A 13,776-nucleotide genomic window follows, 5' to 3' on the forward strand; every position below is an offset into this window, starting at 1 on the left:
ACTCAAGAAGTTAAATACATATAATGTTAATTATCAGAAGTTTACAAAAAATTACGTTTAGATAAGGCTTCATTTTCTTTCTGGCGCATTAGAGTAGCTTCTTCATCTGTCTTATCTTTATAACCACAATAATGTAGGATTCCATGAATAATAACTCTATGAAGCTCTTCTAGAAAAGGAACTTTATATAGTGAAGAATTTTCAGTGACACGATCTATAGAAATGTATATTTCTCCATTAATTTCTTTTCCTAAACTATAATCAAAACTAATAATATCGGTAAGTGTGTCGTGGTTTAGGAAGTCTTCATTTAATTGTAAAAGATACTCATCTGAACAAAAAATATAGCTCACCTCGCCTAAGGTGTACCCTTCAGAATTAATCACAAGTTTAATCCAATCTGAAACTTCATCTTGCTCTGATAAATCAAAATTATTTTCAGAATAAAACTCAATCATCTTTATTCTTAAAATACGTTTGTACTTTTTGTTTGTAATCTTGACGTAGAGGCAATGATTCTCTATTAAGAATTTCTGTACTATTAAAATATTTTTTAACTTCCTCTGGAGATAAACGAAGTGTATTGTTATACCGATTGCGATTAGTTTGGGATTCTCTTTTCGTATCCTGTCCCTGTTCAAAATCTGCTTCTTCCAATTTTAATAATTCATATTGAAGATTGAGCATTTTTTCGAGGGTACGTTCATTAAACCCTTTGTCCAGCAATTGGTCTTCAATATCTTCCATCTTTCGCAGTAAGTCTCCACCTTTACCATTAAGACCCTCTTTACTTAATTTGTCTTCTAATTGTTGTCGCAATTGTTGTTGCTGTTTATAAATCTCATACAATTCACCATCATTATTTTCACTTTCCCCGTTCTTATTATTGCCTTCTCCATCTTTACCAGAGTTTCCATTCCTACCGTTTTCTCCTTGACCTTCACCCATGCCTTCTCCCTGTCCTTCACCATTCTTCCCGTCTTTTCCATCTCCTTCACCTTCTTCTCCTTTTTTTCCTTCCCCATGTTTTTTTCCCATTCCTTCTTTCATTTGTTCTGAAAGACTTTCCTGCTTTTTAATGATATCTGGTAATTGAAACCCTTCTCCCTGTCCTTGTCCTTTGCCTTTTCCTTTGCCCTGTCCTTGTCCTTGGCCCTGCATTTGCATTTGCATCTGCATGTTAGTTAACATATCTGCAAGCAAAGCTGCAAGCTCGTTAGAACCTGTTACAGTGTACTGCTGATTGGAAATTCCCTGCCTCATTTGGTTTTCAGCTAGATTTTCCAGTGATTTGTTAATGTTGTAGTCTACTTCGGTGAGTGATTCGTTAATAACTTCACTAATCATGGGCTGTCGTAAAGACAAAGAAAACAAACTGTCATCTACATGTTGAAAATTGAGTTTAAGGTCATTTTGTTTGTTTAATTTTTTTCCGAAAACAGGGTTTCCATAATCTGTCACCTTAAATTGCTCCATTAAATTTTCCTGCTCAAACGAAAAGACCACAAGATTATCGAGCACCTGTCGAAGCATCTCGGCATCTTCCTGCATACTCTCCATTTGCCCTGCCGCCATTTGTTGTTGCATTTGAGACCCCATCTGCTTCATCTTTTTACCTGCATTTTTCTGGTTTTCTTTGGCATCTTGTTGCTTTTGCTGCTCTAGATTATCAGTCGCTTTTTGTTGCTCTTCTTCAACTTGCTTTTCTCCAGGTTTGTCCTGCGGAATGTCCATTGGATTTTTTAAATCTTCATTTTCTTGCTGCAACTCTTCCATGTCCTTTTGTAACTCCTCAAATTTTTCATTTAGCTTTTCCTGTTCTTCTTTAGTGTTCTTTTCTTTAGGTTCGTCTGCTAATTTTTCTTGCTCCTCTCCTAGTTTAAAAAGATCTTCTGCAAGCTTTTCCGCTTTTTTAGTAACGTAATATCGTTTTGTTAATTCTAGAAGCTGTTCTAGATTTTTCTCCTGATTTTTATTTTGTTTCTGAAGTTGTTCAATTTTATCATTGAGCTCCTCTTTATTTTCAAGCTCATTAATTTTTTCCTGAAGCTTTTCAAGTTCCTCTAATAGCTTTTCATTTTCTTTTAATTTTTCTTCATTCTGTTCAAGACGTTCTTTCAATTGTTCTTTAAATGGATCTTCTTTTTCTGGCTGAAAGTTCTCGAGATTTTCTTTTAATTCTTTTGAAAAATTCTTCATCATCTCTTCCTGCTGCTTTTGCCTTTTTAAAACATCCTCTATTTTCTTTTTATCGTTGTAATTTAATTTCTCTTTTTCTTTTTGCGTACGACTTATTTCTTCTAGACGTTTGTCCTGTTCCTTCATTTTATCAAGTGCTTTGTCTAAGCCTTGAATCGAATTTTCTTGATTCTGAAGCTGCTCTCGCTCTTCTTCGTCTTTAGTAAATTTTCTAAAACTATAATTTCCAGACTTACTAGATTTAAATCTATGGATAGCATCGTTATCAAAAACCTCAAAATAATACTCGTAGGCTACACCTTCAGCTAATTCTAAGGTTCCTGGAAATGTATACACAAATTGATCAATATTCGATTTATTAATCGGAATGTTTTGGGTCTTAGCAGTCTCTTCTTGGCCTTCAGGATAATACACAATGCGTAGGCTGGATAACCCATAATCGTCGCTTATTCTGCCTAAAAAATAGGTTAGCTGGGTCGTTGTTGTGTCTTGCTTTGACTGTACTTCTATTTCTGGATATTCATCTTTGATAACACCCAATGTAAAGTTTAGATTTTCATACTCTTTCAGGTCTTTGTTTGAGGTAGTAATGGCGTAGTCAAACTTATTATAGAGCCCTTTATCATACATAAAATTTCCTGAACTTTCAGCAAAAACATATACAGAATCACGGGTTTTAAGATGCACTTCCTCAGTATTCTTAGCCGCTACTTTCCAGGTGACACGAGTTCCTTCGGGAACTGTCGCATTACCCGTACTTTTTAAAATTTCATCTCTTTTTCCTGTATATGAAGGATAATTCAAAGCCATTTCAAAAGCGACAAGAGAAGGGGTTTTTACTACGGCTACAGCGTATGTCTGTGAAGTTACCTTATTTGCTTTCAAACTAAATTCAAATGCTTCTTCGGGCTGAGTAAAGGTATATTGAAATAAGCCCGGTGCGTTTTGTTGAAGGTAATAGGACTCGCCATTATAGGAAATACTGGCATTTTCTGGAATCACAGTTCCTTCAGTTCTTACTTCAATTGTAAAAGGTTTATTCTCTACTGCTGTTAAATCATTATTCAATACATAAAAAGAAAAGGGAGCGGGAGGTTCATAGGCCACATCATAATTTACAACCCTATCATAGCTTGTAGAAAAAAGATCCTTATCGCCAAAAAGAGAAATCAACAAAAATAGGGCTACTGGAATGGCAGCATATTTTAAATACGTAACGTTCTTTTTAAAATTAACAGCGCTTTTAAAAGGCACAGGCTGCATCTGAGATGCTTTTTGATCAATACTGGCTGCTAACAATTCAGATTCTCGGATATTTTGATTTAGCTGAATGACATTCAACAATTTATCATTCACTTGCGGAAAGTGCGCTCCAATTATTCTGGAGGCTTCTATATGTCCTATTCCCTTCTGAAGCTTACATAACTTTGCGAGAGGGAATGCGATAAATCTGGCAAACAATAAAACCTCAACAATTACAAACAACCAGAACAATACCGCTCTTGCTGTAGGGTTTAACCATAAAAAATACTCAATAAGTAAGGTTGCTAAAAAATACAACAACCCAATTGCGAAGAAAAGGATCGCTCCCTTGATCAACTCATTGGTGTAATATTTTTTAATAAACTGTTCCAGCTTTTGCTGGATGATGCTAAATGAACTCATTGTGCGTATTTCCTACCTATAGAACTTTAAAAATACAAATTTATTTCTCGTATCTTTCAACTGTATAAACCTAACAAAAATTACTCCAACTTTCCCTGTTATGAAGGATTTAAAATATTTGGCTTCTTTTTCTATTCCGTTGACTGCCATTCTCGGTTTATATGTAAGAGAAGAGTGGGTCTTTTTAACGCCAGTGGTTGCCTTTGTGTTGGTTCCAATCTTAGAAATTATCCTACCAATTAAAACTGCTAACCTTTCTGAAAATGAAGTGCTTTCAAAAGATAACAATCGCTTATTTAATGTGTTGTTGTATCTAAACCTTCCGTTGGTCTATGGTATTCTAGGATGGTTTTTATGGAATATTCCCACTTCCAACTACAGTACCACAGAATTGGTTGGTTTATTAATTTCAGTAGGAATTGTGTTAGGCTCAAACGGAATTAACGTTGCACACGAATTAGGGCACCGAAAATTACAGTGGGAAAAAACTTTAGGTAAAGTATTATTGTTGCCTGCACTGTATATGCATTTTTACATAGAACATAATTTTGGGCATCACTTACACGCTGCAACAAAGGAAGATCCGGCGAGCGCTAAATACAATCAGTCTGTGTACTCTTTTTGGTTTACCTCCAGTTTTCGACAATATTTTAGTGCTTGGAAGATTCAATTGAAACTGTTACGAACGAACGGCCTTCCATTTTATAGTTTTAAAAATGATATGTTCTGGTATCTTATCATTCAGTTTGCATATGTATTGTTGATTTTCTTTCTCTTCGGAATTAAAGTATTCTTCGTTGCCATTGGAATTGCTGTTGTTGGTGTTTTGTTACTAGAAACTATAAATTATATAGAACACTACGGATTGAGCCGAAACAAAAATAAATCTGGAAGATATGAACGTGTAAGTGAGATTCATTCTTGGAACTCTAATCATGTATTGGGAAGGATCATGCTCTACGAATTAACTCGTCACAGCGATCACCATTATAAATCTCACAAAAAATACCAATTGCTGGACTATCATAATAGTAGCCCGCAAATGCCATATGGCTATCCAACTTCTATGGTGTTGTCGTTAATTCCCCCACTTTGGTTTTCTATTATGAATACCCGAATTCCTGTGGAAATGAAAGCTTAGCATTGTATATTTGTAGCTGTTAACTATTAAAACAAATCCTTCCATTTGGCGGGAAAAAATATACATTTTTATGAGTCAAAAAGTGCGTGTACGATTTGCTCCCAGCCCAACGGGACCTTTACATATTGGTGGTGTAAGAACTGCTCTTTTTAATTACTTATTTGCAAAAAAACATGGAGGAGATTTTATTCTTCGAATAGAAGATACCGATCAAAACAGATATGTTGAAGGAGCTGAAGCGTATATCATTGAAGCATTAAACTGGCTCAACATTCCTTTTGACGAAGGGGTTGGAAAAGAGAAGAACTATGGCCCTTACAGACAAAGTGAGCGAAAAGATCTTTATAGCCAATATGCAGATCAATTACTTACTTCAGGACATGCGTATTATGCTTTTGATACTTCGGAAGCGCTTGATCAACATAGAAAAGAACACGAAGAGAACGGAAAAACTTTTATTTATAACTGGCATAACCGTTTAAAACTAACTAATTCTTTAGCGCTTTCTGAAGCTGAAGTCCAACAAAAATTGCAAGCTGGGGAGGAGTATGTGATTCGCTTTAAATCACCACAAGATGAAACGCTTATCTTACAAGACCTCATTAGAGGCGAGATGCAAATAGATACGAATGTTCTAGACGACAAAGTATTGTTTAAAAGTGATGGAATGCCCACCTATCACTTAGCAAATATTGTGGACGATCACTTAATGGAAATCACACATGTTATTCGTGGGGAAGAATGGTTGCCCTCTTTAGCGCTTCATGTTTTATTATACAGAGCCTTTGGTTGGGAGTCACCACAATTTGCCCATTTGCCTTTAATTATGAAGCCTGTTGGAAAAGGAAAACTTAGCAAGCGAGACGGTGATAAAATGGGTTTTCCTGTATTTCCGTTGGAGTGGAAAACAGATAGTGGTGACGTCTTTTCTGGCTATAGAGAAGATGGGTATCTACCAGAAGCTGTAGTTAATATGCTTGCGTTCTTGGGTTGGAATCCAGGAACAGAACAGGAAATTTTTAGTCTTGACGAACTGGTGCAAAGTTTTGAGCTCTCCCGGGTAAATAAATCAGGAGCTAAATTTGACCCCGACAAAACAAAATGGTTTCAAGCACATTACCTTCAAGAGATGGATGAAGGTGTTTTAGTGGCTCAGTTTAAATCTCTGCTAAAAAAGAAAGGGATTGCAACCACTGTTGATGTAGACAAAATTGTTTCTCTTTTAAAAGAGCGTGCGACCTTTGTACAGGATCTCTGGACAGATGGAAGTTTCTTTTTTGAAACACCTACTGACTATGATGAAAAAGCTTCAAAAAAAGCATGGAAAGATGGTACTTCAGAAATTATGAAAACTGTTATTTCTCTTATGAAAGAAACCGAAGATTTTTCCGCAGCAAATATTTCAGACAAAATAAAAGGTTGGATTACTTCAAATGAAATGGGCTTTGGAAGTGTAATGATGCCTCTTCGACTAGCGTTGGTGGGAGAAATGAAAGGGCCAGATGTTTTTGAAATTGCGTCTCTGCTTGGAAAAGACGAAAGTATCTTACGCATTGAAAATGCGATTTCAAAACTTGGCTAAAAGCTACATCTAAAAAGGTGATTCTTTTAGAAATAAACTATTGCAGCTATTAGAATAGTTGATGTGTGCCCTTCAAAATTGCTGTTCTCTAGGTTTTGATCATTTAGATTATTTAGGGTATTTGTAACCCCGTATTGATATTGAGCACTTATTCTAAAGCTTTCAAGTCCGGCGGTAATACCTCCCGCTGCTCTTAAGCCAATTTTAGAAATATCCTGGATGTCTTCGGCTCTTATTGTTGTATACCCATCTATAATATACTCTCCAAATTGCTCCTGTTGTAATTTCATTTTACCATTGACCTGAAGAATAGGTCCAAATTCTAGGCTTACATGATGCTTTACGATGTTATAACTACCTAAAAAATTGAGTTGTGCTCCTGAAATGGTGTATTCTAAAAATTGTTCATTTATACCATTAGCAGGAGAAACCCCTCTCGCAAACACCTTAATTTGTTCGCTGGCAAAACTTATTCCGTAGATAAGATCAAAATTGTTTCTAAAAGAACCTCTGGTGGTAAAACCTGCAATAAAGCCACCTCCAGATTCGGTTGTTAAATCACTGGTCGAAATATCTGTTATGGCAAAGCCACCGTTTAAGCCTAATCTGTTATAATTATCGTAATTGCGCTGACCCAAAGAAATCTGGATAACCAAAAGAAAAAGCGTAACAAAAAATAGGTTTTTAAGACGAATCATAAGGAACAAGTTTTGAAGGCTAAAAATAGCTTTAATTTTGTATCTTCAACGAGAATACTAACTTAATATTTTAAAATCCATGAGTCCATTTATGATTCTCTTAATCCCAATAGGGATCGTCGTTTTCTTTATACTTTTATCCTCCTTTTTTACCGTAAAACAACAAACTGCTGCTATAATAGAAAACTTTGGAAAGTTCAACAGCATACGTAATTCTGGGCTTCAGTTTAAAATACCAGTCGTGCAACGAATTGCCGGACGAATCAATCTAAAAATTCAACAATTAGATGTGATTGTAGAAACAAAGACCAAAGATGATGTATTTGTTCGATTAAAAATTTCGGTACAGTTTCAAGTATTGAAAATGAAAGTTTATGATGCTTTTTATAAGCTTGAAAATCCGCACGACCAGATTACCTCTTATGTTTTTGATGTGGTAAGGGCCGAGGTGCCAAAAATGAAACTGGATGATGTCTTCGAGCGAAAAGACGATATTGCTATTGCGGTTAAGCAGGAGTTAAATGATGCTATGAGTGACTATGGGTATGATATTATAAAAACCCTTGTAACTGATATAGATCCAGACGTACAGGTAAAAGCTGCGATGAACCGTATTAATGCTGCAGAACGTGAAAAAGTAGCCGCAGAGTATGAAGCAGAAGCAGAACGTATTAAAATTGTAGCCAAAGCTCGTGCAGAAGCAGAGAGCAAGCGTTTGCAAGGTCAGGGTATTGCAGATCAGAGAAGAGAGATCGCTCGCGGACTCGAAGAGAGTGTAGATGTATTAAATAATGTTGGGATCAACTCACAAGAAGCATCGGCTTTGATTGTAGTTACACAGCATTACGATACTTTACAGTCTATTGGAGAAGAAACAAATACCAATTTAATTTTACTTCCTAATTCACCTCAAGCCGGCAGCAATATGCTAAATGATATGATTGCATCATTTGTTGCAAGTAATCAAATAGGAGAACAAATGAAAAAGGAAAATGAAGCCAGAGGGATTGGGGCAACTAAAACCCGAAAAAAAAGAACTCCACCTCCACCTCCAGAAGATCCAGAAGTTAATTTTTAATAAAGAAAGCCGCTCAACATTGAGCGGCTTTTCTATTTATAATTTCGGTTAAATGTATTTTCAACTATTTATGTTTGTTTAGAAATTTAGCAATTAAAAAACTCGCCACAGGAGTAAGTAATCGAATTACAACAGCGCTAGTAGCTAAGCCCCCTAAAACACCCATTACAAGATTTGAAGGTTTTATATCTTCCTTTACATCTCTAGCAGCCAATTTGAGCTCTTCTTTACTAATTTCAGATTGTAAATAGAGCCTTTTAAGATCCTGATCTATTTCCTCAAAAGTTGTGTATTTTTTACTCATATCTTTCAGCTAAGGGATTGTTTTCATCTACAGGCTTTTCAGTAGGTGTAGGTTCTTCGTGCTCAAAGGTGTCTAATGTTTTTATATCGTCTTCTTCAGTAATTAATTCTGAAAATTTTGAAAGTATAAATTTTGTAAGTGGTTTTTTACCAAAAATGAAAAGCAACAATAAAACAATAGAATAAAATCCAGCTACGATAAAGAAACCGTAGGATACTTTTCCAATGGCATTTCCAATAATAAATGAAGCACCAAGTGATATAAAGAAAAGTATGAAAAGCGAAAAACTACCAAGAATAAGAAAGTTCACCAAAGATATGGCGCCTTTCATAGAAGATTTAAAGAGGCGAAGTTTATAATACTCCGCCGTATTCCTTATAAATTCTTGTGCCTTTTCTCCAGTCTCACTTACGTTGTTTGAAAGTGATTCAAAAGCCATATTATGCTGTTGCTTTTTTCGCTGTTGTTTTTGCTTTAGCTACAGTTGCTTCTTTTTGCAATTTTGCATTTTGCTTACGTAAGGCTTCCAATTTATCTTCCATAGCAAGCAAGATATCGTCTGCTTTATAACTTGCAGATGATAATGTATCTTCTAATTTACGCTCAAAGTTTAATTTAGCGTTTTGAGCTTTAGAGCTTAAATTTTCTGAAGTCTCCTTAAGTTGTTTGTTCAATTTTTTTTGAGCCTTTTTAGTTTCTTTACTAATCTTACTCCGTGTCTTTTTTCCGCTTTCTGGTGCGTATAAAATTCCTATCCCTGCGCCTATTGCTGCGCCAGTTAATAATGCTAAAAGTGTTTGTCCTGTATTAGATGCCATAATGTGTGGTTTTAGTTGTTAAAAATCAGTTTCTCTAACAAAGATAGATTGAAGTTACTGCATTCCTTGTTAATAACCGGTTAATAGTTAATTTACAATACACAAAGTTATCTTAAAAGGGATCTATTTTAGCCAAAATGTCTTAATAAAATGGTAATTATTTAGTTTCAATTCCCAAAATATGAAGTAGCCTAAAGTACACATCGTCTGTAGTAATGGGTTCATTTTTAATTGCTGAAAGTGTGTCAACTTCTGTACTGTATTTTGCTCGAAATGAATCTGAAAACCAAAAAATGTACGCCGGATTCTTCAAAACATCTCCTCCTTGCGCATGTAACCAGCGTCCATCCTCTCCTAACAATTCTCCATGATCTGAAACATATACCATGGCAGTAGGAACATCTTCTGCTTTTAATTTTTGAATGACTTCGGAAAGAAAATAATCTAAATACAGAATCGTATTGTCATACGAATTTATCATCTGTTCTTTTGACTGTGAGGGAACATATTTACTATCAATCACAGGAGTAAATTTTCTAAACAAATCTGAATATCTGTTCTCATACCACCAATGGCTTCCTATCATATGAAGCGTGATTAATTGAGGTGTGCTTGTTTTTAAAACAGAATCTAACGGCTGAAGCATTACCTCATCCAGCTCTTTGTTAAAGCTAAACTCTGACTTAAATTTATCTACCAAAATAACACTGCTGTTAGTTTCTGTAATAGGCCCAAAAGAATCTTCAAGAGTTTGGTTTCCAATCCAGGTCGTTTTTATGTTGGCTTTATTTGCAACCGAAAAAACACTTGTGAGAGGTTGGATTGTATCACCTAGATTTTGATCGGTCAAAATTTGAGGTACACTTTTTCCTGTATAGGTGTGATCCGTATGAAGTTTTGTAAACGAAATTACATTGCCTTCCTTTTCTAATAAAGGCGTCGTTTCCCTCTCATAACCATTTAGACTTAAATGATCTGCTCTTACTGTTTCCCCTAGTACAAAAACAACCTTTATAGAGTCCTTGATTCTTTCAACCTTAGAAATTGATGTGTTTAAAATAAGGTCTGGTTTTTTAAAGTAGTCTTTAAGACCAAAATAAACATTATACGGAAGTCGGTTTTTTAAAGTTCCAGGCCGTTTGTTTTCAATAAAAAAGTATAATGAAACGCACAATAATGCGAGTATTGAAAAAATAAGAAATTCTTTTCTGGGTTTAATTTTGGAATGAAATCTAAGTACAAAAGAGAGCATCACAACGGCTGCCATAAAAAACAAAACATAAGGCAATGTGATTACATCTATCACTATATCAGATTTGCTCTCTAATACAGCCTGTATCAATCCTGATGTTACAGATACATCCTGTGAATAGGACCAAAAAGAGAAACAACAATAGGAGAGAAATAAAGCAGAAAATACAATTCTAAACACCCATTTTGATAAACTTAAAAAGTAAATTAAACCTGCAACTGTAGTTTGTAACAGAATTAAATGAAGAAGGTAAATAGCGTTGTCTTTAAAACCATCTAAGGGGGTATGATAATAAGAGGCGCCTGTAATAAAAATTACAACCACAATATTCACAAATAGGTGAAAAAGAATGTTAGGTTTAACGCTTCTTAATTTGTCCATCAAGAATTGGAATGTATTTGTTGACGAACCAAATAATTGGAACAATCATGATTAGCTGTAAAACTGATAGCAACACTTTTTCAATTTCAGTAAATTCAAAAACTGTTATTCCAAAAATGAAAACTAGTACTAATTTAATTGCAGTTAGCATTCGTAAATGTGTCGCTAAAATTACAATAGTATGCCTCCCTAAATACGATAAGAATTTAAAAATAGGTACAGCTTTAAAAAATAAGACCGAAGCGATAGATCCCGCTAATCCACTTACAAAAAACAACAATTCATTTCCGTACAAAGAGCGATACATATCTACTTTTCCTGTGTTTAAATAAAACCCTAAAATATTGATTCCTAGAAAAACAACAAAAGCGATGGCGGCCTTCTTTTTTGTAAGTTGGTTTAGCCATTTTTTTAAGAGGTTTCCTGCAAGGTAAAAAGACAAAGCAACCAATGCTACATCAACACTCCAAGGGAGATGAACTTCTGAAATTCTTGTCCATCCAAATCCTATGAGGATGCATAGCAACATTATACCATTACAGAGAAATTGATTCTTTATTTTTCGCACGACTGAAAATACCAAAAACAATACAAAAAAACAGGGTAAAAACCACATTGGTATTCCCCAGTCCATGTATTTTTGACCACCCTGAGCATAAAAAATACCTATAAAATTATCAATAACTGATAGATCTTGTGTAGCGCTCTTACCGTATTTTCTTCCTACAAAAAACCAAAAGAGAAACAACAATGACGCCCAAATAAAATAGGGAAGTAAAACCGTCTTACCTCTTTTAATGATTCCTTTGAAACGAACTTCACTAGGGTGAAAAATTCCTGCTATAAAGAAAAAAAGAGGCACATGGAAACTATAAATATAGGGTTCGTAAGTAGGAAAATTATGGCCATATACAACTAGAAAGATAGATAATCCACGAGCCTGATCTATCCATTCCAGTCGTTCTTTCATTTTAAGCCAATTTAGCCCACGAATCGCGCAGCGGAACGGTTCTATTAAACACCATCTTACTTTTCGTACTGTCTCTATCTACTACAAAATACCCTAACCGTTGAAACTGTACTTTTTCTTCAACTTTTAATTCTTTTAAGCTCGGTTCTGCATAGGCAGTTATTACCTCTAAGGAATTTGGGTTTATGAAATCAAGAAAATCTTTTTCCTTATGTGTATCGGGAGAAGGGTCGGTAAATAAGCGATCATACAAACGAACTTCAACAGGTAAGGCTTGTTCTGCAGAAACCCAATGTAATGTTCCTTTAACACGACGCATAGAAGCTTCTGTACCACTGCCAGATTTACTGTCGGGATCATACGTACAATGTATTTCTGTAATGTTTCCTTCTGCATCTTTTACGACGCTTTCCCCTTTAATGATGTATGCATTTTTTAACCGCACTTCTTTTCCAAGGGTAAGTCTAAAGTATTTTTTATTTGCAGATTCTTTAAAGTCTTCTTTTTCAATTAATAATTCTCTTGAAAAAGGCACTTTTCTAAATCCAGCACTATCGTCTTCCTGATTATTTTCTGCCTCCAGCCATTCTGTTTGACCTTCGGGATAGTTTGTAATGATCAATTTTACAGGATCCAGTACTACCATCACACGATCTGCCTTTTTATTGAGATCATCCCGTACATTAAATTCTAAGTGGGAGACATCAATCAAATTTTCACGTTTTCCAACGCCAATACTTTCAGCAAAATTCTTGATTGAGTCTGCTGTATACCCTCGACGTCTAAGTCCCGAAATTGTTGGCATTCTAGGGTCGTCCCATCCAGAGACAATCCCTTCTTCCACCAAGCGAGCTAATTTTCGTTTACTCACAACGGTATGGCTTAAATTTCTACGGGCAAATTCGCGTTGTTTAGGACGTAATTTTTCTGGATCATATACCTGGTCGAGAAACCAATCATACAACTCTCTATGAGGCAAGAATTCCAAAGTGCAGAAAGAGTGTGAAACCTGTTCGATATAATCACTTTCCCCATGTGTCCAGTCGTACATTGGGAAGATCTTCCAATCGGTGCCAGTTCTATGATGATGTTTATGTAATGTTCTATACATGACAGGATCCCGCATCAACATATTGGAGGAACTCATATCAATTTTTGCCCGTAAAACATGTTCTCCTTCTGCTGCTTCGCCATCTTTCATTTTTCTGAAAAGCTCCAGGTTTTCTTCAATAGACCGATTACGATACGGGCTTGCTGTTCCAGGTGTCGTAGGTGTTCCTTTTTGAAGTGCAATCGCTTCAGAAGACTGCGAATCAACATACGCTTTTCCATTTTTAATAAGATCTACTGCCCAATCGTATAGCTGCTGAAAGTAATCACTTGCATAACATTCCGTAGCCCATGTATATCCTAGCCATTCAATATCACGCTTTATGGCATCAACAAACTCTTGTTCTTCTTTGGCAGGGTTTGTATCATCAAACCGAAGGTTAACTGGCGCATTGTAGCGTAATCCTAATCCAAAATTGAGGCAAATGGACGAGGCATGTCCTATATGTAAGTAGCCATTTGGTTCTGGCGGAAACCTAAAGCAAAGGTCACTTTTTGAGTGTGTGCTTTGCAAATCGTCTTCTATAATATGCTCAATAAAATTGAGTGATTCTTTCTCTTGTGTCATAACCGTTTTA

Annotated in this window: 12 protein-coding genes; 3 read left to right on the forward strand and 9 right to left on the reverse strand. The window is 35.5% G+C overall.

Going from position 1 to position 13,776, the window contains the following annotated elements; genetic code table 11:
* Positions 1-41: 41 nt before the first annotated feature.
* Together ybeY and ACFQO1_RS00560 are read right to left on the reverse strand one after the other, a co-directional pair.
* Positions 42-458: an rRNA maturation RNase YbeY gene (gene ybeY / locus ACFQO1_RS00555; protein ID WP_380215638.1), complete on the reverse strand. Its 417-nt coding sequence runs from the start codon at positions 456-458 to the stop codon at positions 42-44.
* Positions 451-3,864, reverse strand: coding sequence for a coiled-coil domain-containing protein (locus ACFQO1_RS00560; protein ID WP_380215640.1), 3,414 nt, complete (start codon positions 3,862-3,864; stop codon positions 451-453). The genes ybeY and ACFQO1_RS00560 overlap by 8 nt, the downstream gene beginning before the upstream one ends.
* Positions 3,865-3,964: 100 nt before the next feature.
* Between ACFQO1_RS00560 and ACFQO1_RS00565 the strand changes: the two genes are divergently transcribed.
* Together ACFQO1_RS00565 and gltX are read left to right on the forward strand one after the other, a co-directional pair.
* A complete protein-coding gene (locus ACFQO1_RS00565) occupies positions 3,965-5,005 on the forward strand; it encodes an alkane 1-monooxygenase (RefSeq protein WP_380215642.1) in 1,041 nt (346 codons plus the stop codon).
* A gap of 70 nt (positions 5,006-5,075) precedes the next feature.
* Positions 5,076-6,587: a glutamate--tRNA ligase gene (gene gltX, locus ACFQO1_RS00570; protein WP_380215644.1), complete on the forward strand. Its 1,512-nt coding sequence runs from the start codon at positions 5,076-5,078 to the stop codon at positions 6,585-6,587.
* 26 nt (positions 6,588-6,613) lie between these two features.
* Here the strand turns inward: gltX and ACFQO1_RS00575 are convergent, their stop codons facing one another.
* Positions 6,614-7,285, reverse strand: a complete 672-nt coding sequence (locus ACFQO1_RS00575) for a hypothetical protein (protein ID WP_380215646.1) — start codon at positions 7,283-7,285, stop codon at positions 6,614-6,616.
* A gap of 79 nt (positions 7,286-7,364) precedes the next feature.
* On the opposite strand from ACFQO1_RS00575, the gene ACFQO1_RS00580 reads away from it, so the two are divergent.
* On the forward strand, positions 7,365-8,363 hold the full coding sequence (locus ACFQO1_RS00580) for an SPFH domain-containing protein (protein WP_380215648.1): 999 nt from the start codon (positions 7,365-7,367) through the stop codon (positions 8,361-8,363).
* 64 nt (positions 8,364-8,427) lie between these two features.
* On the opposite strand, the gene ACFQO1_RS00585 is transcribed toward ACFQO1_RS00580, so the two are convergent.
* The 6 genes from ACFQO1_RS00585 to ACFQO1_RS00610 all read right to left on the reverse strand — a co-directional run bounded on the left by ACFQO1_RS00585 (position 8,428) and on the right by ACFQO1_RS00610 (position 13,766).
* Positions 8,428-8,667 (reverse strand): DUF6327 family protein, encoded by a 240-nt coding sequence (locus tag ACFQO1_RS00585; RefSeq protein ID WP_380215650.1) that lies wholly within the window; start codon positions 8,665-8,667, stop codon positions 8,428-8,430.
* The gene (locus tag ACFQO1_RS00590) at positions 8,660-9,106 is read right to left on the reverse strand and encodes a cytochrome C assembly family protein (protein WP_380215652.1); all 447 of its coding nucleotides are present in this window, start codon (positions 9,104-9,106) and stop codon (positions 8,660-8,662) included. The genes ACFQO1_RS00585 and ACFQO1_RS00590 overlap by 8 nt, the downstream gene beginning before the upstream one ends.
* A gap of 1 nt (position 9,107) precedes the next feature.
* Complete coding sequence (locus ACFQO1_RS00595; RefSeq protein WP_380215654.1) at positions 9,108-9,485, reverse strand: YtxH domain-containing protein; 378 nt, start codon at positions 9,483-9,485, stop codon at positions 9,108-9,110.
* 157 nt (positions 9,486-9,642) lie between these two features.
* Positions 9,643-11,118: a phosphoethanolamine transferase gene (locus ACFQO1_RS00600; RefSeq protein ID WP_380215656.1), complete on the reverse strand. Its 1,476-nt coding sequence runs from the start codon at positions 11,116-11,118 to the stop codon at positions 9,643-9,645.
* Entirely contained in the window at positions 11,096-12,088 is a 993-nt protein-coding gene (locus ACFQO1_RS00605) for an acyltransferase family protein (protein WP_380215658.1), read from the reverse strand. The genes ACFQO1_RS00600 and ACFQO1_RS00605 overlap by 23 nt, the downstream gene beginning before the upstream one ends.
* A gap of 1 nt (position 12,089) precedes the next feature.
* Positions 12,090-13,766, reverse strand: a complete 1,677-nt coding sequence (locus tag ACFQO1_RS00610) for a glutamine--tRNA ligase/YqeY domain fusion protein (protein ID WP_380215660.1) — start codon at positions 13,764-13,766, stop codon at positions 12,090-12,092.
* Positions 13,767-13,776 lie beyond the last annotated feature (10 nt).

The organism is Jejudonia soesokkakensis (assembly GCF_042664795.1).
Classification (GTDB): domain Bacteria; phylum Bacteroidota; class Bacteroidia; order Flavobacteriales; family Flavobacteriaceae; genus Jejudonia; species Jejudonia soesokkakensis.